The sequence below is a fragment of the Geodermatophilus obscurus DSM 43160 genome (genome assembly GCF_000025345.1).
Lineage (GTDB): Bacteria > Actinomycetota > Actinomycetes > Mycobacteriales > Geodermatophilaceae > Geodermatophilus > Geodermatophilus obscurus.
This window is the reverse complement of the sequence record NC_013757.1, coordinates 3,546,451-3,571,764: the sequence shown is the minus strand read 5'-3', so window position 1 is coordinate 3,571,764 and position 25,314 is coordinate 3,546,451. Positions and strand designations below refer to the sequence as shown.

Here is a 25,314-nt window from a genome sequence, read left to right as displayed (position 1 = left end):
GCACTCGTCGGCCCTCACCCGGTCGCCGGTCACGAGCAGCCGGCGGTACCGGTGGTGTGCGAGCCGGTCGCGCGGGGCAGGGGAGGAGCGTGCCGCACCCCCGCCCCGCCGCCTCCGAGCCCCGCGAGGACCCCGCCCCGTCGTCCGAGGGCGGCGCCACCATCACCCCGTACCGGGACGGTCCGCTGATCGTGCGCGGCGACTTCCGGCTGCTCGACCAGGACGGCGTGGAGATCGACCCCGGCCGCGGGACGATCGCGCTGTGCCGGTGCGGCAAGTCCGGCATCAAGCCGTTCTGCGACGGGTCGCACAAGCGGGCCGGGTTCTCCGCCCCGAGTGCGCCCAGCCGCCCGCGACCGGCCGCGCGCATCGCGGGCGAGGCCGGGCACGAGGACGCCCCGTAGCGATCAGCGCCCCTCGAACGCGGTGGCCATCCGCTCCTGCTGCTCGAGCGCCGCACCGATCCGCGCCTGGACCGCGTCGAGCTGGCCGATGACCTCGCTGGTGGCGCGGATGCCGGCCGACACCGAGTCGGTGCTCGTCTGGATCCCGGTGATCTGCGTCGACACGCGTTGGGTCGCCGCAGCGGTCTCCCGGGCCAGGTCCTTCACCTCGCCGGCGACGACGGCGAAGCCGCGGCCCAGCTCCCCGGCGCGAGCCGCCTCGATCGTCGCGTTGAGCGCCAGGAGATTGGTCTGGTCGGCGATCGACGAGATGATCCGGATGACGTCGCTCACCGATGCCGACGCCTGGCTCAGCGCCTCGACCTCGGCGGTCATCGCCGAGGCCTTGGCGACGGCGCTCTCGGCGACGCGGCCGGCGTCCGCGGCGGCCTCGCGCAGCAGAGCGACGGTGTCGAGCAGGGCCCGCGCGTTCACGGCGTCCTGCTCCGCGCGCCGCAGCACCTCGATGCGCTGCGAGACCAGCTGCTGGACGTTGCGCAGCGCCGAGGCGCGGGACTCGGAGAGGTCGATGGTCTCGGTGACGAAGAAGTCCATCGTCCCGATCACCCTGCCGTCGGCGGTGATCGGGAAACAGACGCCGGAGCGGACGCCGGCGCGCCGCGCAGCCGGGGCACGGACGCAGTCGGTGACCTCCGCGAGGTCCCGGACGGAGACCAGGTCCCGGGCGCGCCAGGCGCGACCGGAGAGGCCGACGCCCTCGGCGAAGCTGGCGGCCAGGGTCACCCGGCGGAACTCCTCGCCGGCCGAGCCGGACTCGACACCGAACCGCAGCACGTCCTCGTCCTCGTCGCGCTCCCAGAAGGAGCCGTAGGCCCAGCCGAACGCGGTGCGGACGGTGTCCAGCGCGGCCTGCACCGCCGACCGCGCGTCCTGCGCACGCCCGAGGGTCCTGGCGACCTCGGCGACGGCGACCCGGTCGTCGACGGCCTCGCGGAGCGCCACCGTCGCGACGGCACCCTGCCGCGCATGGGCGGCGACGCGGCTCAGCGACGTCCACTTCTGGCCGCGGGCACCGAGGAAGGGCAGCGGGAACCCGGCGTAGAACTCCTGGAGGGCTACCAGCCGGTCACCGGAGAACACCGGCAGCCAGGCTCCCTCCGGCGCGCCGAGGGCCGCCGCGGTGTCCCGGCGCCGAGCCGCCTCGGGCCCGCCGTCCGCACTGGAGACCGCCACCCGCCCGGCGACCGCCTGCCGTACCACGTCCGACCTGGCGGGCAGCGTCGGTCCGCCGCGCCAGGCCGCGGCGAGGTCGGGGGCGAGCCGCCCGAACTCGCCGTCGAGGCGCAGGTCGCCGGACGGCTCGACCAGCCACACCGCCGCATAGGGCAGCTCGAGCGCCTCGCCGAGCGCCCGGACCACCTGGCGGTGGGCGTCGGCCTCCCCGGTCACGCCGCCGTCGAGCGCAGCGAGCACGTGTTCCAGCGCCTCGCTGTCCCGGGGTGGCGGCCCGGACGCTGCGGGTGGCACCGCGGAACGGGTGGTGCGGAACCTCATGGACGTCCTCCTCAGCAGGCTCCCGTTGTCTTCGGCAGCCGGCGCTGGGGAGTTGACCCGACGTCGCAGGTCAGGCGGCGATGGGGCGGGCCTCACGCAGGGCCGACCGACCCGCCTCCCAGGCGCCCAGCAGGTGGCGCGCGACCAGGCCGTCCATCGCCAGCGAGCAGGCCGCGCCGAAGAGGACGTCGTCGGTGAGCGCGGGCTCGCCGGCGACCAGGGAACCGCACATGTCCACCGAGGCGATCTGCTCGTGGACCGCGTCGGCCTCGACGTGCTCGTCGTAGAAGACCGTCGTCGACTCGTCGAAGCCCAGCCGGCGCAGCCCGGCCGAGTAGCGGCGCGACGGCTCGGAGGAGGTCATCTCCACGCAGGCCAGGTGCCCCAGCGCCGCGCCGCGCCGGCGCCGGTGCAGCCCGAACAGCGACATGGTGTTCACCGAGGCGAACGCGACGGCGGGGGCGTCGTCCCACAGCGCGCCGTAGCCGGCGTCGAGACCGAGGTCGCGCATCATGCCGGCGAACAGCTCGCTGTGCATCCGGGCGGGGGAGCCGCCGCCGTACTCGTCGGCCTGGATCTCCACCATCGCCGCCTTGGTGCGCCCCGACAGCCGGGGGACGGCGAAGGTGTGCGGATCGCCCTCCTTGAGGTGGTACACCGAGCGCAGCGTGAGGTACTCCCGCCACTGCTGCAGCGAGCCGGTGCGGGCCATGTACCGCGACAGCGAGGGGCCGTCGTCGGCCGCGATGAGGGCGGTGAGCTGCCGGTCGACCGGCTCGTCGGTGACCTCGAGTTCCCCGACCAGCTCGCGCAGCGCCGCGACGTGCACCCGCTCCAGGTGCGCGCGCAGCCGCAGCAGGTCCGGGTCCCACTCCCAGTCCTCGGCGACGCCGTCGAAGCCGCGGTAGTGCAGCTCGTAGCAGATCGCGAGGGCCAGCTGGAGGTCCTCGTCGGTCAGCGGGTCGGTCGAGGCGGCCGCCGTCCGTTCCGCGAGCTGGACGGTCGCGGGGGACAGGGTGCCGGTGCTGAGGTCGGTGCACAGGGCGTGGGTGAGGGAGCCCCCTGGCTCGGGCAGGCGCATGAGCGCTCCCATGCCCACCGCCGGGGCGGTCGATGCGCGTCGGGGGTGTGGTGTCCCTCCACGGGTAGAAGGGGTCCATGGACTCCAGCTCCGCGGGCCGCGTCGTCCTCGTCACCGGCGGCAGCGCCGGCATCGGCCGCAGCACCGTCACCCGGCTCGCCCGCGACGGCGCGCGGGTGGTGACGTGCGCCCGCGGCGGCGACCGGCTCGAGCGCGCCGTCGCCGGGCTGCCCGGGGTCAGCACGGTGGTGGCCGACGTCGCCGACGCGGTCGACCGGGCACGACTGCTCGACCGCGTCCTCGACGAGCACGGCCGGCTCGACGCCGTCGTCCTCAACGCGGGCCTCGGCTGGGCCGGGCTGGTCGAGGACATGCCCGGCGACGCCGTGGAGCGGCTGATCGGGCTCAACCTGACCGGCGTCGTGGAGCTCACCCGGATCGCGCTGCCGCACCTGCTCGACACGGCGGCGCAGCGGGGACGGGCCGACGTCGTGACCGTCGCCTCGGCCGCGGCGTGGTCGCAGGTGCCGCCGCTGACCGTCTACTCGGCGACGAAGGCCGGGGTGCACGGCTTCGTCAAGGGGCTGCGGCGGGAGGTGACCGCCCGCGGCGTGCGGGTGCACACGGTCAACCCCGGGCCGGTGTCGACCGAGTGGCTGGCCCGCGGGCACGGCTCTCCACCGGCGTCGGACGCCGACGCCCGCGGCCGGCTCTCCCCGGGCGTGCGCCCCGACCGGGTGGCCGGCCAGATCGCCGGCTGCCTGACCTCGCCGTGGTCGCGCACGGTCGCCGTCCCCCGGTGGATGGGCCTGGCCCGGCTGGGCGAGGTGCCGCCGGTGAACCGGGTGCTGGACCTGGTGCTCTCCCGGCAGGCCGACCGGATCCGCCGGGTCGCCGCCCGGATGGTGGAGCAGCGCACCGGCTGACCACCGGGCGTCGGGGACCGACCGGTCGCCGGGACGCCGGGCCGAGTTGCGCCCTCCGCCTCGTGGCCGACACGCTCTGTCCACCCCGCCTGCGCAGAGTCGGGTCCGAGCCGGGACGGCCCGGCCCGCTTCCCTGGGAGGCACCCATGCGACCCACCGTCCTCCGCCGCACGACCGTCGCGGCCGCCGTGACGACCACGCTCGCCGGGCTGACCGTGGCCGCGGCCCTGCCCGCCGCTGCCGAGCCGCAGCACCCCTCCGGTCCGGGACCGGTCGACGTGCAACTGCTGGCCCTCAACGACTTCCACGGTGCCCTGGAGCCGCCGAGCGGCTCCGGCGGGCGGGTCCAGACCGGCCCCGACCCCGACGGTGGCGGGGCTGCGACCGCGCCCACCGTCGATGCCGGCGGGGCGGAGTACCTGGACACCCAGCTGGCCGCCCTGGCCGAGGAGCAGCGGAAGGACAACACGATCACCGTCGCCGCCGGTGACCTGATCGGCGCCTCGCCGCTGCTGTCCGCGGCGTTCCACGACGAGCCGACCATCGAGGCGCTCGGCCTGGCCGGCCTGGACTACGCCAGCGTCGGCAACCACGAGTTCGACGAGGGCTCGGCCGAGCTGCTGCGCATCCAGGACGGCGGCTGCCACCCCGTCGACGGCTGCGTCGACGGCACGCCGTACGAGGGGGCGGCCTTCCAGTACCTGTCGGCCAACGCCTTCGTCACCGAGACCGGTGAGCCACTGCTGCCGCCCTACGCCGTCCACCGGGTGCAGGGGGTGGAGATCGGGTTCATCGGGATGACCCTGGAGGGCACCGGTCAGATCGTCAGCCAGCAGGGCGTGGCCGGGCTGGAGTTCGCCGACGAGGTCGCGACCGCTGACCGCTACGCGGCGGAGCTGCAGGCCCAGGGCGTCGAGGCGATCGTCGTCCTGCTGCACGAGGGCGGCACCCAGAGCGGACCGGAGGCGTGGGACGTCGACGGGTGTGCCGGCCTCACCGGGCCGATCGTCGACATCGCCACCGGGATGTCCGACGCGATCGACGTCGTGGTCAGCGGGCACACCCACCAGGCCTACAACTGCCTGCTCGACGGGAAGGTCGTCACCAGCGCCGGCTCCAACGGCCGCCTGGTCACCGACATCGACCTGCAGCTGGACGGGCGCACCGGTGACGTGATCCACGAGACGGCGACCGCCGACAACGTGGTCGTCGAGCGCACCGTGGCCGCCGACCCGGAGCAGACCGCGCTCATCGCCCGCTACCGCGAGGTGCTCGGCCCGATCGCCGCCGAGGTCGTCGGTTCGGTCGCCGTCGACCTCACCCGCGCCCAGGAGGACCCGCTCGACGGCGCGGAGTCGACCCTGGGCAACGTCATCGCCGACGCCCAGTTCGCCGCCACCGACGACGAGCAGGGTGCGGTCGCGGCGTTCATGAACCCCGGCGGTGTGCGCGCCGACCTGGCTGCCGGCGAGGTGACCTACGAGGAGGCGTTCACCGTCCAGCCGTTCGCCAACAACCTGGTGACCCTCGACCTCACGGGAGCCCAGCTCAACTGCCTGCTCGAGCAGCAGTACCAGGTGGGACGGGTGCTGTACGTCTCGGACGGCGTCCGGTACCAGGTCGACCCCGCCGGCACGCCCGCGGCGGCCGGTGCGGACCCCTGCACCGGCACCCGCGTCCCCGACGCGTCGCTGCAGATCGGCGGCGCGCCGGTGACGGCCGACGAGACGTACCGGGTCACGGTGAACAACTTCCTGGCCGGTGGCGGTGACGGGTTCTCCGTGCTGACCGGGGGCACGAACCCCGTGACCGGGGCGATCGACCTCGACGCGTTCACCGCCTACCTCGGCGCCGACTCGCCGGTCCCGGCCCCGGCGCTGGACCGCATCACCCGGGTCGGCTGACGAAGGGCCCCTGCCCCCGGCCACTCGTTGAAGGACCCCGTCCCTCTCACCCCTCGCAGGCTCGGGGCGAGCCTCCGGACGGGGCCTGCGGGACCCTGCAGGGAGGTCGACGGCGGCGGCTCCCCGCGTGGGGCCGTTCGCCGACGCGTCGCCCGAGGGTCACGATCCGGTGCCGGCCGGTTCGCTCCGTGTTCGGGATCCGGAGCCGCTGGGCAGGGGAGGTCCGCTGGCCGACCCCGACCGGGAGGACCTCGACCCGTGCGTTCCCGCACCATCGCTGCTGCTGCCCCGCTCCTCGCGCTCACCGCCTGCGCCTCCCCGGCCGTCGGGCCGGCACCGCAGGCGGTCGCCGTCGACCGGGTGTCGCAGGCCGTCGCGGTGGTCCAGCCGGGCCCGGAGGTGGCTGCCGCCTCGTGCACGAGCCCCGCCGGCTACACGGTCGCGTTCCCCGCCGACTGGTCGACCAACGACGCCGGGGTGCTGCCCGCCTGCAGCTGGTTCGGGCCCGGCGAGGTCGTCGTCCCCGAGGCATCCGACGTGCGGACGGCGCCGGTGACCCTGCAGGTCGTCGACGGCCCCCTGACCGAGGTCGCCGTGCCGGTGCCCGACGAGGTGACGCGGACCGAGCTGGAGGTCGGCGGCCGGCAGGCGGTGCGCACCCAGCAGGTGACGACCCTCGGCCTCCACCCGGAGGGCACCCGGATCACGACCTGGGCGCTCGACCTCGACGGCCGCACCCTGCTGGCCGACGCCGTGGAGCTGCCCGGCGGGGACCACGAGCGGGCGGTCGCCGTCCTCGACGCGATGGTCGAGACCCTGGAGACCGCCACCGCCTGATACCGCGGGGCCTGCTTGTCATCGTCCGCGACGCGCTGTTCCCTGATCGTCACACACCTCGTGCACAGTGCTCGGCACACCGTGCGGGGGACGAGGAGGGGCGGATGGACTTCCTGCAGCCGTCGTCGTGGGACGACGCGCTCGCGGTCCGGGCCGAGCGGCCCGACGCGCTGCCGATCGCCGGCGGCACCGACGTGATGGTCGAGCTGAACTTCGACCGCCGCCGACCCGGGGCACTGCTCGACCTCACGCGGATCGGCGAGCTGCGCGAGTGGTCGGTCGAGGACGGCACGGTCCGGCTGGGCGCCGGCGTCCCCTACGCCCGGGTGATCACCGAGCTCGGCGACCGGCTGCCCGGGCTGGCGATGGCCGCACGCACCGTCGGCTCGCCGCAGATCCGGGTCCGCGGCACGGTGGGCGGCAACCTCGGGTCGGCGTCCCCGGCCGGTGACGCGCACCCGCCGCTGCTCGCGGCCGGCGCCGAGGTGGAGGTGGCCTCCGCGGCCCGCGGCACCCGCCGGATCCCGGTCGCCGAGTTCTTCACCGGCGTGAAGCGCAACGCCCTCGAGCCCGACGAGCTGATCGCCGCCGTGCACGTGCGCACCGCGCGAGGGCCGCAGCAGTTCTGCAAGGTGGGCACCCGCAACGCCATGGTCATCTCGGTGTCGGCGTTCGCCCTCGCGCTGCACCCCGACCGGCAGGCCGTGGGCACCGGCATCGGGTCGGCCGCGCCCACCCCGCGCCGCGCCGCCGAGGCCGAGGAGTTCCTCGCCGGCGAGCTGGACTGGGCCACCCGGGGTCCGCTGCCGGAGAGCCTGGCGCGGGCCTTCGGCGAGCGGGTGGCCGCGGCGGCCTCACCGATCGACGACGTCCGGGGGACGGCGGCCTACCGGCGGCACTCGCTGGCCGTGCTGGCCCGCCGCGCCGTCACCTGGGCCTGGGACGACCTGAGGAGGGCCGCCTGATGCGCGTCACCACCACCGTGAACGGCACCGAGCGCACTGCGGACGACGTCTGGCCGGGGGAGAGCCTGCTGCACCTGCTCCGCGAGCGGCTGGGCCTGCCCGGCGCCAAGAACGCCTGCGAGCAGGGGGAGTGCGGCTCCTGCACCGTCTACCTCGACGGCGAGCCGGTGTGCGCCTGCCTCGTCGCCGCCGGGCAGGCGATCGGCCGCGAGGTCACCACCGTCGAGGGGCTGGCTGCCGGGCAGGCGCTGCACCCGGTGCAGGAGGCCTTCGTCGAGGCCGGCGCCGTCCAGTGCGGCTTCTGCACCCCGGGGCTGGTGGTTGCCGCGCACGACCTGCTGGCCCGGGTTCCCGAGCCGTCGGACCCGGAGATCCGCGAGGCGCTGGCCGGCAACCTGTGCCGCTGCACCGGCTACGAGAAGATCCTCGACGCGGTCCGGCTGGCCACGCGGCGGCAGGCGGCCCGATGACCACCACGCTGACCGCGGCCCGCACCACCGGCCGGATCGGGGAGAACGCGCAGCGCCCCGACGGCACCCTCAAGGTCACCGGCGAGTTCGCCTACGCCAGCGACCTCTGGCACGACGACATGGTGTGGGGCGTGACGCTGCGCAGCCCGCACCCGCACGCCCGCATCCGGCGGATCGACGTCACCGAGGCGCTCACCGTGCCCGGCGTCAGCGCCGTCCTCACCGCCGACGACGTCCCCGGGGAGAACGCCTTCGGCCTCGAGCACGCCGACCAGCCGGTGCTGGCCGCGGAGTTCGTCCGCTACGAGGGCGAGCCGGTGGCGCTGGTCGCCGCCGACCACCCGGAGACCGCCCGCCGCGCGGCGGCGCGCATCCGCGTCGACTACGAGGTGCTGCCCGCCCTCACCGACGCCCGCCGGGCCCTCGACGACGACGCCCCGCTGGTGCACCCCGGCGGCAACCTGGTGCGGCACCTGCGGCTGCGCCGCGGCGAGGAGCACCCCACGGCGCCGGTCGTGGTCAGCCTCGACTTCGAGGTCGGCATGCAGGACCAGGCGTTCCTCGGGCCGGAGTCGGGGCTCGCCGTCCCGGCCGAGGACGGCGGCGTCGACCTCTACGTCGCCACCCAGTGGCTGCACGTCGACCAACGGCAGATCTGCCTGGCCCTCGGCATGCCGAAGGAGTTGGTGCGGTTGACCCTCGCCGGTGTCGGCGGCGCGTTCGGCGGCCGCGAGGACCTCTCCGTGCACGTGCACGCCTGCCTGCTGGCCCTGCGCACCGGGAAGCCGGTGAAGATGAGCTACGGCCGGGAGGAGTCCTTCTACGGCCACGTGCACCGGCACCCGGCGACGATGACCTACGAGTTCGGCGCCGAGCGCGACGGCACCCTGGTCTACGCGAGGGCGCACGTGCTGCTCGACGGCGGCGCCTACGCCTCCTCGACCGCCGCGGTCGTCGGCAACGCGGGCACGCTGGGCCTGGGCCCGTACCGCTTCCCGTCGGTGGCGGTCGACGCCTACGGGGTGTTCACCCACAACCCGCCGTGCGGGGCGATGCGCGGGTTCGGCTGCGTGCAGGCCGCGTTCGCGCACGAGGCGCTGATGGACGAGCTCGCCGCCGCGGTCGGGGTCGACCCGGTGGAGATCCGCCGCCGCAACGGCGTGCAGGAGGGCGACCGCAACATCACCGGCCAGGTCATCGACTCCACCGCCCCCGTCGCCGAGCTGCTGCAGCGCGTCGCCGACCTGCCGCTGCCGCCGGCGCTGCCCGGGCAGCCCGACCTGCGGGACCTGCCCGGCGCGGTCGGCAACACCACCCACGGCGAGGGTGTGCGCCGCGGCGTCGGCTACTCGGTCACCTACAAGAACGTCGGCTTCTCCGAGGGCTTCGACGACTACTCCACCGCGCGGGTGCGGCTGCAGGTGACCGGCGGAGAGGCGGTGGCCACCGTGCACACCGCCGCGGCCGAGGTCGGCCAGGGGCTGGTCACCGTGCAGCAGCAGATCGCCCGCACCGAGCTCGGCGTGGAGCGGGTGGTCGTCGTCCCCGCCGACACCGCGGTCGGCTCCGCGGGGTCGACGTCGGCGTCCCGGCAGACCTACGTCACCGGCGGGGCGGTCAAGGCCGCCTGCGAGGCGGTGCGGACGGCGGTGCTGCAGCGGGCCGCGGTCGCGCTCGGCCGGCCGGTCGCCGGGCTGGCGCTGGACGGCGACAAGGTCGTCGGCGCCGGCGGGGAGGTGCTCGCCGGGCTGGCCGACGTCCTCGGGGACGACGCAGTCGAGGAGACCGTGGAGTGGCGGCACCGGCCCACCCACGCCGTCGACCCGGAGACCGGCCAGGGCGACGCGCACGTGCAGTTCGCGTTCTCGGCACACCGCGCGGTGGTCGACGTCGACGTCGAGCTCGGCCTGGTCAAGGTGGTCGCCCTGGACACCGCCCAGGACGTGGGCAAGGCGATCAACCCCGACGCCGTCGTCGGCCAGATCCACGGCGGGTCCGCGCAGGGCATGGGGCTGGCGCTGATGGAGGAGGTCGTGGTGACCGACGGCCACGTGCGCAACCCGTCGTTCACCGACTACCTGCTGCCGACGATCCTCGACGTGCCGCCGATGCAGGTGGAGGTGCTCGAGTACGCCGACCCGCACGCGCCCTACGGCGTCCGCGGGGTGGGGGAGCCGCCGACGATCTCCTCCGGGCCGGCGGTGGCCGCCGCGGTGCGGGCCGCGTGCGGGCGGCCGCTGCGCCGGGTGCCGATCCGCCCGGAGCACATCACCGGCACCTGACGGTCGCGCCGGTGGACCCGGGCGGGCCCACCGGCGCACGACCGTCCCGGAATCAGCTGCTGATGGGGATCCGCCGCGGCTTGGCCTGCGCGGACTTCGGCACCCGCACCGTCAGCACGCCATCGTGCAGCTGGGCGCTGACGCCGTCCGCGTCGACGTCGCCCGGCAGGGTCACCGAGTAGTGGAACCGGCCGACCCTGCGGGTGCGCCGGTGCAGGATGCCCGTGCGCTCCTTCTCCTCGATGTCGCCGGAGACGGTCAGCCGGCGGTCGTCGAGCTGGATGTCGACGTCCTCACGCGCCACGCCGGGGAGGTCGATCTCGACGGTGTAGGCGTCATCGGTCTCCTCGACGTCGGCCAGCGGGGACCACTGGTCCAGGGCGCCGCTCAGCCCGGACTGCCACAGCGTGTTCACCCGCTCGTAGAGCTCGTCGAGCTCACGCAGGGGGTCCCATCGCGCAGCGGAGCGGGACGGGGAACGGACGGGGAGCGTCATGGTGCGCCCTCCTCTCGAGGGTCTGGTCGTGGTCCTGACATCCCTATGAACTTGCAGTAGCGGCTGTAGATTCCCGAGCCAGCGGCACGTCACCGGGATCTGGCAGACGTCCGCTCCAGCCGCGATCATCGTCGGGTGACTGTCCCCGTCCGCGTGTCGGCCGGCTCCCCGCCGACGATCGACCCCGTGCACGTCCCGGTTCCGACCCTGGTCGGGGAGAGCGTCGTCGTCGAGCCGGACGCCGTCCGGATCCTGGACCGCCGCGTCTTCCCCCTCGAGCGGACCTGGGTGACCTGCCGCAGCCACGAGGACGTGGCCCGGGCGATCGAGGAGATGGTCACCCAGAGCCTCGGCCCGCTGTTCGCGGCCGCCGGCGGGATGACGCTCGCCGCCCGGGAGGCCGACCGGCTCCGGACGGCACGCGCACGACGGGAGTTCCTGACCGGGGCCGGCGGCCGGCTGGTGTCCACCCGACCGACGAACAACGGCATCCGGGACGTCGTCGCCGAGCTGCTGGCGGTCGGGACGGCTGCGGTGGACGCCGGGGAGCTGCCGGGAGCCGCCGTCGAGCGAGCTGCCCGGGCGGTCGCGGAGCGGCACCGGGCCGGTCACCGGCGCCTCGGGGAGCACGCCGCCACGCTGATCCCGGACGGCGCGACGGTCCTCACGCACTGCTGGGCGGAGTCCTATCTCACCGAGACCGTCGCAGCGGTGCTGCGCTCGGGCAAGCGCATCGACGCCGTGTGCACAGAGACGCGGCCCTACCTGCAGGGCGCCCGCCTGACGGCGGAGAGCCTCGCGGAGATGGGCGTCCCCACGCGGCTGGTGACCGACGGCATGCCCGCACACCTCATGAGCCGGGGCGACGTCACCACCTTCGTGACCGGCGCCGACCGCGTCACCATGGACGGCTCCGTGGTGAACAAGATCGGAACCCTGCAGATCGCGATCGCCGCGCACACCTTCGGCGTGCCGTACCTGGCGCTCGTCCAGGCCCCGGACCGGCACGCGCCGGACGCGGCCGCCGTCGAGCTCGAGGACCGGGACGGGCGGGAGGTGCTGCAGTGCCTCGGCCGCCGGACGGCGTCCGGACTCGTCACCGGTGTCTACCCAGCCTTCGACGTGACCCCGGCGCGGTTCGTCAGCGTCGTGGTCACCGACCGGGGGCGGTTCGCGCCGTCCGACGTGGCGTCCTACTTCGCCGCATGAGGGCACCCGCGACACGTGCGGAGGCGGTCGACCAGCTCGTCGAGGTGGGCCGCCTGGCGGTGGAGCGCGGATTGGTGCTGGCCAGCGGCGGCAACCTCTCCGCTCGGCTGCCGGGGGAGACCGAGTTCGTGGTGACCGCGGCCGGCACGTGGCTCGACCGGCTGACGCCCGCGGACTTCAGCGTGGTGACCCTGGACGGCGAGGTCACCGCCGGTGCCGAGCGTCCGTCGAGCGAGTGGAAGCTGCACCAGCGCACGTACCGCACCCGCCCAGACGTGAACGCCGTCGTGCACCTGCACCCGCAGCACGCCGTCCTGGTCGACGCCCTCGGCCACCGGATCCGGCTGATCACCCTCGACCACGCCTGCTACGTCCGGTCGGTCGGCACGGTCCCGTACTCCCCGAACGGCTCCGACGAGCTCGCCGACGGGGCTGCCGAGCAGGCACGGCAGCACGACTGCATCGTCCTGTCCCACCACGGCTGCTCGGCGCTGGGGCCGGACCTCGGCATGGCCTTCCGACGGGCGCTGAACCTGGAAGAGGCGGCCACGGCCACCTATCGCGCACTGCTGCTCGGCGACACGGGCTGCACCTTCCCGCCGGAGGCCCTCGCCGGCCTCCGTCACGACCCGTCGTGACCCGGCAGGACGGAAACCCACCCACCGGGCCGCACGCCGCCTGCGGGACCCCGTCGCGCCGGGTGCCCATCGGGCTCGGAGCGCGTCGCCGGCCCCGAGCCCCGCACCGTCGGCAGGACGGCGAGCCGGCCGGGTGATGTGGCAACCGCCCTTGCTCGTGCACGATGGACCCCTCCGCCCCGATCGGTGGCGGGAGCCGCGCGCGATCCGGGAGCAGGTCGTGCCCGAAGCCGAACACCCTGTGCGTGGTCCCGACCGGCCGGCCGGTGGACCCGCCCACCGGCGACCCGATCCTGCCGCTCGCCGCCTGGCGAGGTGGTCGGCGTGGACGGTGCTGGTCGTCGCGGTCCTCGGCCTGGCGCTCTGGGCGGGCGCCACCGTCGTCGGGGACCCGTCCGGGAGCACACCGCGAGCCGGATCCGCTGCGCCCGGCCCCTCCGCCGGCCCGGCGCCGGTCAGCCTCCCGCCCCTACCCGCCGTCGCCCGGATGCCGGACGAGCAGCTGCGGGCCACGATCAGCGACCTGGAGGACCTGGAGGAGCAGGATCCTGGCGCTGCCGGACCTGCGGTGGACGAGGTGCTCGACCACCTCCGGCAGGTGGAGGTGCTCGGCGGGGGAGAACAGCGCTCGACCGCGGTCGCCGCCCACGACGCCATCAGCGCCGCGGTCGCGGACGGCGCGCTCGCCCCCACCGTCGGGCAGCGGGTGCAGGAGGTGCTGGCCGGCATGGTCCGGCCCAACCGGCTGATCGACCTCGTGCAGACGGTGGACGCGGACCCGCCCGCCGTCGGGCCGGCCGGACCGGGCCTGGTCGACCCCTTCACCGCCCTGGACCACGAGGTCCCCGCCGACCGGACCGCCGAGCGTGCCGCCGAGCTGCTGGCCGACGTGCGGGACGCCGCGGCGCGGGGCGAGCTGAGCCAGGTCTTCGCCGACGCCGCCGTCCCCACCCTGGAGCAGCTGGCGGACCCGGAGCCCGACCGCGCCCTGCGGGACCTCCTCGCCCGGGCCGAGCAGGACCCGGAGGTCATCGGTCCGGCCCAGGACGAGGTGCTGACGTCGCTGCGCGCCATCGCGGAGCTGCCGGTGTACCCCCAGGGCAACGAGGTGGCCGAGCTGCTGCAGCTGGTGCGTCAGGACGACGGGGTGACGCCGGCCTTCCGGGACGCCGCCGTCCCGGTCCTGGTGCCGATGTACCGCTGACAGGCGCACGAGCAGGCCCCATCCGCCTCCGCGCCCTGCTGGAGGAGCAGGACAGCAGTGTGGTCCGGCTGGCGCCCGGGATGATCCGTCGGGCCTCCATGGGGACCGGCGGCCATCGGGGATGACCCCGGACACAGAAGGGTCGTGCGGATCTCCAACGGATCGCAGTGGGGCCCCGTACGTACCAGTGACCCGCGCCTGCCGGGTCGGGACGACGGGCCACACCGAAGGAGCTCCTCATGCGACTGGCAATCCGGACCGCAGTGATCGCGACCATGGGCGCCGCCGCGCTGGGACTGAGCACCTCCCCTGCGCTGGCCCACGGTGGCGACGGCGGGAGCTACGGGGGCGGCGGCTACGGCGGCGTGCGCGCCGCCTCCTACATCAACCCCGACAACGGCATGCCGACGGAGAACCCGGACGTCGAGGACGACTCGTCCTGCGCCCGGCCCGACCAGGAGGACAGGCAGCAGCTCAGCGACCGGGGTGCGACGAACCGCAACGTGCACAACGACGCCTGCTTCCTCGACCGCAAGGGTGCGAAGAAGAACGGCCCGGCCTCCTTCCAGAGCTCGGGGGTCGGCTACATCAGCGCCTGCCCCGACCCGGACGCCGGCGGACGGGAGTACTCGAAGCTGTCGGACACCGACGGTGACGGCCGGATGGACCTGTGCTTCCAGTCCAGCTACCAGCGGACGGGCAAGGCCGGTGACCTCGAGTTCCACGCCCGGCTGAACAACGACAGCAAGCCGGGCACGCAGTACGTCGTCTGGTGCGCCGACGCCGATCGCGACGGCTGCCGTGACGAGCGGGTGAAGGACGACATCCGCATCGAGTGGACCAAGAAGGGCTGACCTCGTCCCGCTGCGCTCCTCGTCGGGCCCCTGACCCGGCCCGACGGGGAGCGCTGCCCGTGGTCGCCGGCCGGGACCTCACCGTCCGGGGGCGCCGATCGCCTGCTCGAGGTGGTCGCGCAGGACGACGGCGTTGTTGTGCTCGCGGTCCCGGGCGGCGTAGAGGAGGACGAGGTCACCCTCGGCGGCTGCGTCCCGCAGCGGCGCCCAGGTCTCGGGGGAGGCGTCGAGCTCGGCGACGTACCGGCGGCGGAACTCCGCCCACCGGGCCGGGTCGTGGCCGAACCACCGGCGCAGCTCGTCGCTGGGAGCGGCGTCGCGGAGCCAGCCGTCCAGTTCCAGGGCGTCCCGGGCGACCCCGCGCGGCCACAGCCGGTCGACGAGGAAGCGGGCCCCTGGGACGCCGGGGTCGACCTCGTGTACCCGGACGATCCGGATCACCGTGGTGTCCCGGAGCGGTCAGCCGCGGACGGCGTCGAGGTAGTCGGGGTAACCCGCGACGACGTCCTCGATCTCGACGATGTCGGGGAAGTCGGCCACCTCCTGGTGCCCGAGGAGGAAGCGGACGGTCCGCCGGACCAGCTCCTCGTCGTCCACCTCCAGGCCGAGCTCCTCACGCAGCCCGGGGCTGAGCCGGAACCAGGACTCCCTCTCCCCGCCGTCGCCGCGCAGCCGCACGACGAACTCGGACTCACCCTGTGCCTGGATCTCGAAGGGGTCGCTCATGTGCACCGCCTACCCCGCCGCGGGGCGGCAGCACCGCAGTGGCGTGAGCGGTGCGACACGCCGCGCCGGGGGGCAAGCTCAGGGCCATGACCGACACCTCCGGACCGCCGTTCCGCGCCGACCACGTCGGCAGCCTCCTGCGCCCGCAGCGCCTGCTCGACGCCCGCGCCCGCTTCGCCGCCGGGGAGATCGACGCGGCCGAGCTGCGCGGCACCGAGGACGAGGCGATCGCCGACGTCGTGCGGCTGCAGGGGGACGTCGGCCTGCGCACCGCCACCGACGGCGAGTTCCGCCGCGCCTCCTGGCACATGGACTTCATCTACGCCATCGACGGCATCACCAAGGTCACCGGCGAGGACATCGTCGTGCACTTCAAGAACGCCGACGGGACGATCGACTTCACGCCGGCCGGGCTGCACGTCGACGGGCCGCTCTCGATCGACGAGCCGATCTTCGGCCCGGACTTCGCCTACCTGCAGTCGGTCGTGGGGGAGGGGCAGACGGCCAAGCTCACCATCCCGTCGCCCTCGATGGTCCACTACCGCGGCGGCGCCGCGGCGATCGACCCGGCCGTCTACCCCGACGAGGACGCCTTCTGGGACGCGCTGTCGGCGGCCTACGCCCAGCAGGTGCGCGGCATCGCCGCGCAGGGCTGCACCTACCTGCAGCTCGACGACACCAGCCTGGCCTACCTCAACGACCCGGCGCAGCGCGCCGAGCTGGCCGCGCAGGGGCGCGACGCCGAGCACCAGCACGAGCGCTACATCCGGCAGATCAACGCCGCGCTGGCCGGCCGCCCGGAGGGGCTGACGGTCACCACGCACATGTGCCGCGGCAACTTCCGTTCCTCGTGGGTGGCCGAAGGCGGCTACGACTTCGTCGCGGAGGCACTGTTCGGCGGCCTGGAGGTCGACGGGTTCTTCCTGGAGTACGACGACGCCCGCTCCGGGGGGTTCGAGCCGCTGCGCTTCGTGCCGCCGGGCAGGCGCGTCGTCCTGGGCCTGGTCACCACCAAGCGCCCGGAGCTGGAGAGCAAGGACGACCTCAAGCGGCGCATCGACGAGGCCGCCCGCCTCGTGCCGCTGGAGCAGCTGGCCCTGTCCCCGCAGTGCGGGTTCTCCTCGACCGTGGAGGGCAACGCGCTGACCCGCGACGAGCAGATCGCCAAGCTGGCCCTCGTCGTCGAGACGGCCCAGGAGGTCTGGGGGTACGCCTGACGGGTTACGGGCCGGTCACGACCCGCGCCCCTCCTGGTGGACCGGGCCGGGGGCTTGGCATGCTCCCTGCGTCCACAGGACAGCGTCGCCCGGGCGCTGTCTGCACACGCAGGGAGGGCGACCGTGTCCACCACCGTCAGCAGGTCCGACACCGACGGAGGACCCCCGGGAGGGGCCGGCCGTCGGCGTCCGTCGCTCAAGACCGTCCTCGTCTGGACGGCGGTGGCCATCGTCGGCGCTGTCGCATGGACAGTCCTCGCCCTGGCGCGCGGCGAGACGGTCTCGGCCCTCTGGATCCTGTTCGCCGCGCTGTCCTCCTACGCCATCGCGTACCGCTTCTACGCGAAGTTCATCGCGCGCCGGGTGCTCCAGGTCGACGACCGGCGAGCGACCCCGGCCGAGCGGCTGCACAACGGGATCGACTTCGACGTGACCGACCGGCGGGTGCTGTTCGGGCACCACTTCGCCGCGATCGCCGGCGCCGGCCCGCTGGTCGGGCCGGTGCTCGCCGCGCAGATGGGCTACCTGCCCGGCACCATCTGGATCATCGTCGGCGTCATCTTCGCCGGTGCGGTGCAGGACATGACCGTGCTGTTCTTCTCGATGCGCCGCAACGGCAAGAGCCTGGGCCAGATGGTCCGCGAGGAGATCGGCATCGTCGGCGGCATCGCGGCGCTCATCGCCGTCTTCGCCATCATGATCATCATCCTGGCCGTGCTCGCGCTGATCGTCGTCAACGCGCTCGCCGAGTCCCCGTGGGGCGTGTTCTCCATCGCCCTGACCATCCCGATCGCCCTATTCATGGGTGTCTACCTGCGGACCATCCGGCCAGGCCGCGTCCTCGAGGCCACCGCCATCGGCGTCGTCCTGCTGCTGGCCGCGGTCATCGGCGGCGGCCTGATCGACGACACCGGGCTCGGTGAGGCGCTGACGCTCTCCAAGGAGTGGCTGGTCCTCGCGCTCGTCGTCTACGGGTTCGTGGCCTCGGTGCTGCCGGTGTGGCTGCTGCTCACCCCGCGCGACTACCTGTCGACGTTCATGAAGATCGGCGTCATCGTCCTGCTCGCCGTCGGCCTGCTCCTGGCCCGGCCGGTGCTGCAGGCCGACGCGGTCAGCGAGTTCGCCCGGGAGGGCACCGGCCCGGTCTTCGCCGGCTCGCTGTTCCCGTTCGTCTTCATCACCATCGCCTGCGGCGCGCTGTCGGGCTTCCACGCCCTGATCTCGTCCGGGACGACGCCGAAGATGGTCGCCAAGGAGGGCCAGGTCCGCCTGATCGGCTACGGCGGCATGCTCATGGAGTCCTTCGTCGCCATCAGCGCCCTGATCGCGGCGGTGGTCATCGACCAGGGGCTCTACTTCGCGATGAACGCGCCGGCCGGCGTCACCGGCGGCACGGCGGAGAGCGCCGCCGCCTACGTCAACGGGCTGGGTTTCGACACCACGGCGCAGGACCTGGCAGCGGCCTCCGCGGCGATCCAGGAGCCCAGCCTGGTCTCCCGCACCGGCGGCGCGCCGACCCTGGCCGTCGGCATCGCCAACATCCTGTCGCAGGCGTTCGGCGCCGGGATGGCGGCCTTCTGGTACCACTTCGCGATCATGTTCGAGGCGCTGTTCATCCTCACCGCCGTCGACGCCGGCACCCGCGTGGGCCGGTTCATGCTCCAGGACACGATCGGCAACGTCTGGAAGCGCTTCGGCGACCTGTCCTGGCGGCCGGGCAACATCATGGCCAGCGCCGTGGTGGTCGCGCTGTGGGGCTACATCCTCTACGTCGGGGTCACCGACCCCCTCGGTGGCGTCAACCAGCTCTTCCCGCTGTTCGGCATCGCCAACCAGCTGCTGGCCGGCATCGCCCTGACCCTCGTCACCGTGCTGTTGATCAAGCACGGCAAGGCTAAGTACGCCTGGGTGACCGGGATCCCGCTGGCCTGGGACCTGATCATCACGATGACGGCGAGCTGGCAGAAGGTGTTCTCGGCCGACCCGAGGGTCGGCTACTTCGCGCAGCGGCAGCGGTACGCCGACGCCCAGGCGGCGGGGGAGCTCCTGGCACCGGCGCAGAGCGCCGAGCAGATGGACCGGATCATCTACAACTCGACGCTGAACGGCGTGCTGCAGGCCGTCTTCGCGCTCCTGGTCCTCGTCGTGGTGGTGAACGCCGTCGTCGTGATCGCCCGGGCGCTCCGGGCACGCGGCGCGGTGCCGACCACCGAGGAGCCGGCGGTGCCGTCGTCGATCGTCGAGCCCTCCGGTCTGTTCGCGACCGCGGAGGAGAAGCGCGCGATGGCCGAGCAGGAGCGGCTGGTCGGCGCGGGCACGCGGGGCCACGGCACCTTCACGGAGGAGGGTCCGTCGCGGTGATCGACGGGAACGCGACCGCCGTCCGGTCAGCTGTCACCCGGGCGCTCAGAGGGGTGCACTGGTACCTCAAGGAGCTCACCGGGGAGGCGCGGTGGGACGACTACCTGCGGCACTGCGCCGAGCACGGGCACGAGCCGATGAGCCGGCGGGAGTTCGAGCGGCGCCGCGCTGACGAGCGGGAGCGCAACCCGGTCAGCCGCTGCTGCTGAGGCCGACCACGACCGCGGCCCCGGCCCCCTGCAGAGGGGACCGGGGCCGCGTCCGTGTGCGACGACCCGGCTCGCCCGTCACGGGAGATCCGCGGTGTCACATCCGTGTGCCGAGCCGTCCGGCCGGCGCCCGGGACTGCCGAGATCGAGGGCACGTAGCCGTGGCCCCACGGGCCCGTCCGAGAGGTGGCACCCGTGTCCGTGCCGTCGTCGCCCCGCCGTCGTGATCGCCGCACCGAGCTGCGCGCCGGCATGTCCCTGCTCGCCAGCGCGGCCGCCGACCTCGGGGTCGGGAGCCGGCCGGAGGTCCGCGTGCTGCGGGACGGCCGGCTCTGGCTCGCCGAGCTCGGGACGGCGGTGAGCGCGGCCGACGTCTACCAGGCCGCCCGTGGTCTGGTCGCCGCCCAGCTCGAGGCCATCGCCGACGTCTCGGGCCGGCCGGTGGAGGACCACGCGCTCGCCTGGCTGGTGACCCTGCAGACCAACGAGGTCATGGCCGGTCTCGAGGACCTCGGCCTGGAGGGCGACGCAGCCTGAAGAAGGATTTCTCGGCCCGCTTGCAGGGGCCCGCTGCGAGCTCGCGAGCGGTGGGGGGCAAGGGGGTCCTTCCACTCACCAGGCTCGCGGCGGGGCCCGGGACGGGATCGAGGTACGTCAGCCGGCCGCCGGTGCGGGCTCCGGCCGGGGCTCCTCCGCGGCAGCCCGCTCGGCCCGCCGTCGCCGTAGGGAGACCCCGCGCAGCGCCAGGGCAGCGGCCGGGGGCAGGACGGCCAGCGTGGGCAGCACGTAGCGGAAGTCGAACGAGGCGGTCGCTGCCGGACCGGCCATGAGGGTGAGCCCCAGCAGCGCCAGGAGGGCCGGGTCCAGCCGGTCCTGCCAGCCGCGCCGGCGCGCCAGCAGGGCGCCGAGGCCCACGAGCAGGCAGACGCCCAGCACCGGACCCGGGGTGTAGAAGTAGCGCTGGTAGGAGCGCAGGTTGCCGACCATCTCCTCGTCGTAGCCGTACGGCCCGGGGGCGAGCACCGGCGTGCAGTCGTACTGCTCCACCGGCTCCGGGTACGGGAACGCCCACCAGGTCGGGCAGGTGTCCTGCGGGCCGGAGACCCGGCCGGGCTCGACGTAGTGCACGGTCTCCGACACGAGCTGGCGCAGGTAGTCCAGCGGCTGCCCCTTGATGGCGACCAGGGCGAACTCCCGCAGGTCGTCCTCCGACCACACCCGGACGCCGCTCTCGACCGCGTTGGCCGGGCTGTCGGCGAACCAGACGAACTGGTCGCCGGGGCGCCGCTCCTCGGGCGGGTCCGTCGGGCAGAGGGGCTGCAGCCGCGCGGGCACGTCCAGCTCCTCGCACTGCACGAAGGTGGCCACCCGGCCGTAGAGGAAGTGGCCGGTGTAGGCGGTGAGCCCCGGCGAGCCGTGGACGCTGCCGAACCAGACCGCGTAGGGCAGCAGCACCGCCGCGACCCCGCCGACGAACGCCACGACCGCCGTCCAGCGCAGGGTCCGCACCAGCAACCGGACGACGAGGTAGACGAACAGGACGCCCACGAGGAACAGCCCGACCGAGCGGGTGAGCGTCAGCAGCCCCATGAGGACGCCGACCGTCGCGACCAGCAGCGGCCCCGGGCGCTGGCGCACGAGCAGGAGCACCACCGCGGCGGTCATGAGGAACACGAACAGCGTCTCGGCCAGGATGAAGTGCTCGATGTCGAGCAGATAGGCGTCGAACCCGAGGGGGACGACGGCCAGCAGGCTGACCCAGCGCGCGACGCCGCGGCGCTGCAGCAGCACGTAGACCAGCACCAGCACCGCCAGCCCGAGGACGTGCTGGACGACGGCCACCTCGCGGTACGTCGTCACCGGGTTCAGCAGGGCGAGGAAGGCCGAGTAGCCCCACGGCCGGTCGACGGCGGGCTCGACCCACGCCGCGCGGTCCACGTAGGTGCCCGAGTCCGGGAACCACAGGGCCGTCGAGTACGCCGCCGTGACGTAGGCCCGGGCGGCGGCCGCCAGGGCGAGCAGCAGGAGGAAGGCCAGGTGCCGGCGGGCCAGCCGCACGGCGCGGGTGCCCGGGCCCGGGCGGGTGGACGTCCCGCCCCCGGACGCGGAGGCGCCCGCCGCCGGCCCGCCGCCCTCGAGGGGCTCGGGCCGGCGGCGGGCGCCGGGTACCTGGCTCACGCCGCCGTCGGGCGCGGGCTCCCGTGGTCGTCCGCCGTGGCGTCCGAGCGCTTGGACGAGACCTCCTCGTGGTAGTCCTCTTCCACGTTGACGTCCCAGATGTCGTGCTTGGTGCCGTCGGCGATGTTCTGCACGGTCAGCATCGCCGTCATCATCGAGTGGTCCTGGTTGTTGTAGCGGAACATGCCGTTGCGCCCGACCGGGTGCAGGTTCGGCGTGTTCGTCTCCATCCAGCGCCGGATGACCTCGACGTTGTCCTTGTACCCGGCGTCGTAAAACGGGTAGGCCTTCGGCATCCGGACGACGAAGCCGCGCTCGACGTCGGCGGCCTTGGCCAGCCCGAGCTGCTCCAGCTCACGGGCACCCTGGGCGATGAGGTCCTCGTCGGACCGGTTCCAGGTGTCGTCGCCGACGTTGACGAAGAACTCCAGGCCCAGGCAGGTGCGCCCGTCCTTGACCAGGTACGGCGACCAGGAGCCGAAGTTCTGGATCCGGCCGACCTGGACGTCGGGGGAGTGGATGTAGATCCAGTTGTCCGGGAAGCCGGCCTCGACCGGGAGCACCAGCGCCACGGTGAGGAAGTCGCGGTACTTCAGGCCGTCGGCCGCCGCCAGCACCTCCGCCGGGGGCTTGGGGTCGAGGGCGTGCACCAGCGAGGAGAACGGCATCGAGCTGATGACGTGGTCGGCCTCGTAGTGCTTCTCGGCCCCGATGTCGGTCCGGGTCGCGTCGGGGGCGCCCGCGCCGGAGCCGTAGCCGCCGGTGACCTCGGTGGTGAGGCCGGTGACGCCGCGACCGGGCTCCCAGTGCACGGTCCGGACCTTCTCCTCCATGACCAGTGTGCCGCCGCGTTCCTGCACCTTGCGGGCGGCGGTCTCCCACATCATCCCGGGCCCGTACTTGGGGTACTGGAACTCCTCGATGAGGGAGGTGATGTCCTTCTGGTTGCGCTTGGGGGTCAGCGCGTTGATCACCGCACCGGTCAGCGACAGGTTCTTGATCCGCTGGGCGGCGAAGTCGGCCGGCAGCTGGTCGACCGGGACGCCCCAGAGCTTCTCGTTGTAGGTCTTGAAGAAGTGCTGGTAGAGGCGTTTACCGAAGCGGGCGACGATCCAGCCCTCGAGGGTGTCCTGGTTCTTCGGCGGGCGGATCCGCGCCCACAGGTAGGACGCGACGCAGCGCACGGCCTCGACCGGGCCGAGGTTGCCCAGGGCGTTGCCGGCCTTGAGCGGGTAGTCGTAGAGCTTGCCGTCGTAGAAGATGCGGCTCATCCGCGGCCGGAGGAGGAAGTCCTCGTCGGGGAGGATCTCGTGCCAGAGGGCCTCCACCTCGGGGACCTTGGTGAAGAACCGGTGACCCCCGATGTCGAACCGCCAGCCCTCCCGCTCGGCGGTGCGGCTGATGCCGCCCACCATCGAGTCACCCTCCAGCACGGTGACCGGGACCTGGCGACGGACCAGCTCGTAGGCGGCGGTCAGCCCTGCGGGTCCGGCGCCGATCACCGCCACGCTGGTGCGGTTGCCGTCGGTGGTCATGAACTCTCGCCTTCTCGCTGTTGGACCCACGACGACGCGGTCGGGACGTCTCCGACCGTCGCGGACGACCTCGTCCCCGGGGATTGACACATCGGCTTGCACGGTACCGGGGTCCGCTCCCGGGCGGCCGGGCCGCCTTGTGCCCGCGGACGCACCGCGGCCCCCGCCCTCTGTACGAGGGCGGGGGCCGCGGAGCGGAGTGCCGGGCTCAGATGTCGTAGTACATCGCGAACTCGTGGGGGTGCGGACGCAGCCGGATCGGGTCGATCTCGTTCTCCCGCTTGTACTCGATCCACGTCTCGATCAGGTCGGGGGTGAACACCCCGCCGTCGATGAGGTACTCGTGGTCGACCTCGAGCCGGTCGAGGACGGCGTCCAGCGAGGCCGGGACCTTCTCGATGCCCAGGGCCTCCTCGGGCGGCAGCTCGTAGAGGTCCTTGTCCACCGGGGCCGGCGGCTCGATCTTGTTCTTCACGCCGTCCAGCCCGGCCATCAGCATCGCCGAGAAGGCGAGGTAGGGGTTGGCCGACGGGTCGGGCACCCGGAACTCGATGCGCTTGGCCTTGGGGCTGTCACCGGAGATCGGGATGCGGGTGCACGCCGAGCGGTTGCGGGCCGAGTAGACCAGGTTGATCGGGGCCTCGTAGCCCGGCACCAGCCGGTGGTAGCTGTTCACCGTCGGGTTGGTGAAGGCCAGCAGGGACGGCGCGTGGGCGAGCAGCCCACCGATGTAGTGCCGTGCCATGTCGGACAGGCCCGCGTAGCCGGTCTCGGCGTGGAACAGCGGCTCGCCGTCCTTCCACAGGCTCTGGTGGCAGTGCATGCCGGAACCGTTGTCACCGAAGAGCGGCTTGGGCATGAACGTCACGCTCTTGCCCTCGGCCCAGGCGGTGTTCTTGATGATGTACTTGAACAGCATCAGGCTGTCGGCCGAGCGCAGCAGCGTGTCGAACTTGTAGTTGATCTCGGCCTGACCGCCGGTGCCGACCTCGTGGTGCCCGCGCTCGAGCTGCAGCCCCGCGGCGGTCAGGTTGGTCATCATCGTCGAGCGCAGGTCGCTCTGGTGGTCGTAGGGCTCGACCGGGAAGTAGCCGCCCTTCGGGCGGGTCTTGTAGCCCAGGTTCGGGCCGCCGTTCTCGCCGGTCAGCGAGCCGGTGTTCCACGAGCCCTCGACCGCGTCGATGTGGTAGTAGCCCTCGTTGATCCCGGTGCCGTGGCGGATCGAGTCGAAGACGTAGAACTCCGCCTCGGCGCCGAAGTAGGCGGTGTCGGCGATGCCGCTGCTGGCCAGGTACGCCTCGGCCTTCTTCGCGACGTTGCGCGGGTCGCGGCTGTAGGCCTCGCGCGTGATCGGGTCGTGGATGAAGAAGTTGACGTTCAGCGTCTTGTGACGGCGGAACGGGTCGAGGAAGGCGCTGTTGGCGTCCGGCAGCAGCAGCATGTCGGACTCGTTGATCGCCTGGAACCCGCGGATCGAGGACCCGTCGAAGCCGAGGCCCTCGGAGAACGTGTCCTCCCCGAAGGTGGACGCCGGGATCGTGAAGTGCTGCATGACGCCGGGCAGGTCGCAGAAGCGGACGTCGACGTACTCGACGTCGTTGTCGCGGATGTAGGCGGCGACCTCGTCGGGACTGGTGAACATCGATCCTCCGGGTTGGGGCGGACAGCCGGTTGCGAACCTACGAGCGGGCGGTTGCCCCCGGGTGTCTCGGGTGTTTCGGCCCCGTAACAACGGCTTCCGGCGTGTCGCCGGCCCCGTTGCCCGTCGGCCGGGCGGGTGTCCTGCGGGCGCCTCCTACGCTGAGGGTCATGGTCGGGGACGTGCAGCCACCCTCTCAGGAGCGCCCGCGCGGTGCCGCACTGGGACTGCCCTCCGACGGTCCCGGCTCGCTGGCGACCTTCTCCAGCAGGGTCGGTGCCTTCTCCCTCGACGCCATCGCCGCGGCGCTGGTCGCGGGCCTGTTCACCGCTCCGTCGCTGCCCGGCAACTGGAGCCTGCTGTCGTTCGCGCTGATCACCGTCGGCACCCTGGTCGCCTTCGGGCAGACACCCGGGATGCGGCTGCTCGGGCTGCGGCTGGCCCACCCGCGGCCCGGGCAACGGCTGGCGCTGTGGCGGGCCGTCGTCCGCACGGGCCTGCTCATGGTGCTGGTGCCCGCCCTCGTGGTGGACGCCGATGGGCGCGGGCTGCACGACCGGCTGACCGACACCGCGGTCGTCCGGGACTGAACGCAGGAGAGCCCCCGGGCCGGCCGGCACGGGGG

Annotated in this window: 24 protein-coding genes; 16 read left to right on the top strand and 8 right to left on the bottom strand. The window is 73.6% G+C overall.

The features are described 5' to 3' along the window. Positions 1 to 89: 89 nt before the first annotated feature. Positions 90 to 404: a CDGSH iron-sulfur domain-containing protein gene (locus GOBS_RS16640; protein WP_012949427.1), complete on the top strand. Its 315-nt coding sequence runs from the start codon at positions 90 to 92 to the stop codon at positions 402 to 404. Positions 405 to 407: 3 nt separating this feature from the next. Here GOBS_RS16640 and GOBS_RS16635 read toward each other — a convergent pair whose 3' ends face one another. Both GOBS_RS16635 and GOBS_RS16630 read right to left on the bottom strand, forming a co-directional pair. After that, complete coding sequence (locus tag GOBS_RS16635) at positions 408 to 1,958, bottom strand: methyl-accepting chemotaxis protein (protein ID WP_012949426.1); 1,551 nt, start codon at positions 1,956 to 1,958, stop codon at positions 408 to 410. Between the two features lie 70 nt (positions 1,959 to 2,028). Next, positions 2,029 to 3,039, bottom strand: coding sequence for an iron-containing redox enzyme family protein (locus tag GOBS_RS16630; protein WP_012949425.1), 1,011 nt, complete (start codon positions 3,037 to 3,039; stop codon positions 2,029 to 2,031). Positions 3,040 to 3,116: 77 nt separating this feature from the next. Here GOBS_RS16630 and GOBS_RS16625 point away from each other — a divergent pair, with 77 nt between their 5' ends. The 6 genes from GOBS_RS16625 to pucD all read left to right on the top strand — a co-directional run bounded on the left by GOBS_RS16625 (position 3,117) and on the right by pucD (position 10,423). Continuing rightward, positions 3,117 to 3,965: an SDR family oxidoreductase gene (locus GOBS_RS16625; RefSeq protein ID WP_012949424.1), complete on the top strand. Its 849-nt coding sequence runs from the start codon at positions 3,117 to 3,119 to the stop codon at positions 3,963 to 3,965. Between the two features lie 146 nt (positions 3,966 to 4,111). Beyond that, positions 4,112 to 5,869, top strand: coding sequence for a bifunctional metallophosphatase/5'-nucleotidase (locus GOBS_RS16620; protein ID WP_012949423.1), 1,758 nt, complete (start codon positions 4,112 to 4,114; stop codon positions 5,867 to 5,869). Positions 5,870 to 6,127: 258 nt separating this feature from the next. Then, positions 6,128 to 6,706, top strand: coding sequence for a hypothetical protein (locus tag GOBS_RS16615; protein ID WP_012949422.1), 579 nt, complete (start codon positions 6,128 to 6,130; stop codon positions 6,704 to 6,706). A 104-nt stretch (positions 6,707 to 6,810) separates the two neighbouring features. Next, on the top strand, positions 6,811 to 7,671 hold the full coding sequence (locus GOBS_RS16610; protein WP_012949421.1) for an FAD binding domain-containing protein: 861 nt from the start codon (positions 6,811 to 6,813) through the stop codon (positions 7,669 to 7,671). Beyond that, a complete protein-coding gene (locus GOBS_RS16605; protein WP_012949420.1) occupies positions 7,671 to 8,141 on the top strand; it encodes a (2Fe-2S)-binding protein in 471 nt (156 codons plus the stop codon). Before GOBS_RS16610 ends, GOBS_RS16605 begins: the two co-directional genes overlap by 1 nt. After that, positions 8,138 to 10,423 carry a xanthine dehydrogenase subunit D gene (gene pucD / locus GOBS_RS16600; protein WP_012949419.1) on the top strand — a complete coding sequence of 762 codons (2,286 nt, stop codon included), beginning with the start codon at positions 8,138 to 8,140 and terminating at the stop codon, positions 10,421 to 10,423. The genes GOBS_RS16605 and pucD overlap by 4 nt, the downstream gene beginning before the upstream one ends. A 52-nt stretch (positions 10,424 to 10,475) precedes the next feature. Here the strand turns inward: pucD and GOBS_RS16595 are convergent, their stop codons facing one another. After that, positions 10,476 to 10,919: an Hsp20/alpha crystallin family protein gene (locus GOBS_RS16595; RefSeq protein ID WP_012949418.1), complete on the bottom strand. Its 444-nt coding sequence runs from the start codon at positions 10,917 to 10,919 to the stop codon at positions 10,476 to 10,478. Between the two features lie 135 nt (positions 10,920 to 11,054). Between GOBS_RS16595 and GOBS_RS16590 the strand changes: the two genes are divergently transcribed. The 4 genes from GOBS_RS16590 (at position 11,055) to GOBS_RS16570 (ending at position 14,824) form a co-directional block, all read left to right on the top strand. Then, a complete protein-coding gene (locus GOBS_RS16590; protein WP_012949417.1) occupies positions 11,055 to 12,128 on the top strand; it encodes a s-methyl-5-thioribose-1-phosphate isomerase in 1,074 nt (357 codons plus the stop codon). Next, positions 12,125 to 12,766, top strand: coding sequence for a class II aldolase/adducin family protein (locus GOBS_RS16585; protein ID WP_012949416.1), 642 nt, complete (start codon positions 12,125 to 12,127; stop codon positions 12,764 to 12,766). The genes GOBS_RS16590 and GOBS_RS16585 overlap by 4 nt, the downstream gene beginning before the upstream one ends. A gap of 331 nt (positions 12,767 to 13,097) precedes the next feature. Then, positions 13,098 to 13,970: a hypothetical protein gene (locus GOBS_RS25580; RefSeq protein WP_012949415.1), complete on the top strand. Its 873-nt coding sequence runs from the start codon at positions 13,098 to 13,100 to the stop codon at positions 13,968 to 13,970. Between the two features lie 239 nt (positions 13,971 to 14,209). Continuing rightward, complete coding sequence (locus GOBS_RS16570; protein WP_012949414.1) at positions 14,210 to 14,824, top strand: hypothetical protein; 615 nt, start codon at positions 14,210 to 14,212, stop codon at positions 14,822 to 14,824. A gap of 78 nt (positions 14,825 to 14,902) precedes the next feature. On the opposite strand, the gene GOBS_RS16565 is transcribed toward GOBS_RS16570, so the two are convergent. After that, a complete protein-coding gene (locus tag GOBS_RS16565; protein WP_012949413.1) occupies positions 14,903 to 15,265 on the bottom strand; it encodes a DUF488 domain-containing protein in 363 nt (120 codons plus the stop codon). Between the two features lie 18 nt (positions 15,266 to 15,283). Next, the gene (locus GOBS_RS16560; protein ID WP_012949412.1) at positions 15,284 to 15,550 is read right to left on the bottom strand and encodes a hypothetical protein; all 267 of its coding nucleotides are present in this window, start codon (positions 15,548 to 15,550) and stop codon (positions 15,284 to 15,286) included. An 86-nt stretch (positions 15,551 to 15,636) separates the two neighbouring features. On the opposite strand from GOBS_RS16560, the gene GOBS_RS16555 reads away from it, so the two are divergent. From GOBS_RS16555 to GOBS_RS16540, 4 genes are all read left to right on the top strand, one after another. After that, the gene (locus GOBS_RS16555; protein WP_012949411.1) at positions 15,637 to 16,767 is read left to right on the top strand and encodes a 5-methyltetrahydropteroyltriglutamate--homocysteine S-methyltransferase; all 1,131 of its coding nucleotides are present in this window, start codon (positions 15,637 to 15,639) and stop codon (positions 16,765 to 16,767) included. A gap of 123 nt (positions 16,768 to 16,890) precedes the next feature. Beyond that, a complete protein-coding gene (locus tag GOBS_RS16550; protein ID WP_012949410.1) occupies positions 16,891 to 19,128 on the top strand; it encodes a carbon starvation CstA family protein in 2,238 nt (745 codons plus the stop codon). Continuing rightward, positions 19,125 to 19,337 (top strand): YbdD/YjiX family protein, encoded by a 213-nt coding sequence (locus GOBS_RS16545; RefSeq protein ID WP_012949409.1) that lies wholly within the window; start codon positions 19,125 to 19,127, stop codon positions 19,335 to 19,337. Before GOBS_RS16550 ends, GOBS_RS16545 begins: the two co-directional genes overlap by 4 nt. Before the next feature lie 195 nt (positions 19,338 to 19,532). Next, on the top strand, positions 19,533 to 19,874 hold the full coding sequence (locus GOBS_RS16540; protein WP_012949408.1) for a hypothetical protein: 342 nt from the start codon (positions 19,533 to 19,535) through the stop codon (positions 19,872 to 19,874). 117 nt (positions 19,875 to 19,991) lie between these two features. Here the strand turns inward: GOBS_RS16540 and GOBS_RS16535 are convergent, their stop codons facing one another. The 3 genes from GOBS_RS16535 to glnA all read right to left on the bottom strand — a co-directional run bounded on the left by GOBS_RS16535 (position 19,992) and on the right by glnA (position 24,692). Continuing rightward, a complete protein-coding gene (locus GOBS_RS16535; protein WP_012949407.1) occupies positions 19,992 to 21,515 on the bottom strand; it encodes a phospholipid carrier-dependent glycosyltransferase in 1,524 nt (507 codons plus the stop codon). Further along, on the bottom strand, positions 21,512 to 23,050 hold the full coding sequence (locus tag GOBS_RS16530; RefSeq protein ID WP_012949406.1) for an NAD(P)/FAD-dependent oxidoreductase: 1,539 nt from the start codon (positions 23,048 to 23,050) through the stop codon (positions 21,512 to 21,514). The genes GOBS_RS16535 and GOBS_RS16530 overlap by 4 nt, the downstream gene beginning before the upstream one ends. A gap of 208 nt (positions 23,051 to 23,258) precedes the next feature. Continuing rightward, a complete protein-coding gene (glnA, locus tag GOBS_RS16525; RefSeq protein WP_012949405.1) occupies positions 23,259 to 24,692 on the bottom strand; it encodes a type I glutamate--ammonia ligase in 1,434 nt (477 codons plus the stop codon). A 179-nt stretch (positions 24,693 to 24,871) separates the two neighbouring features. On the opposite strand from glnA, the gene GOBS_RS16520 reads away from it, so the two are divergent. Then, entirely contained in the window at positions 24,872 to 25,279 is a 408-nt protein-coding gene (locus tag GOBS_RS16520) for an RDD family protein (RefSeq protein WP_243697523.1), read from the top strand. The last annotated feature ends 35 nt before the right edge of the window (positions 25,280 to 25,314 follow it).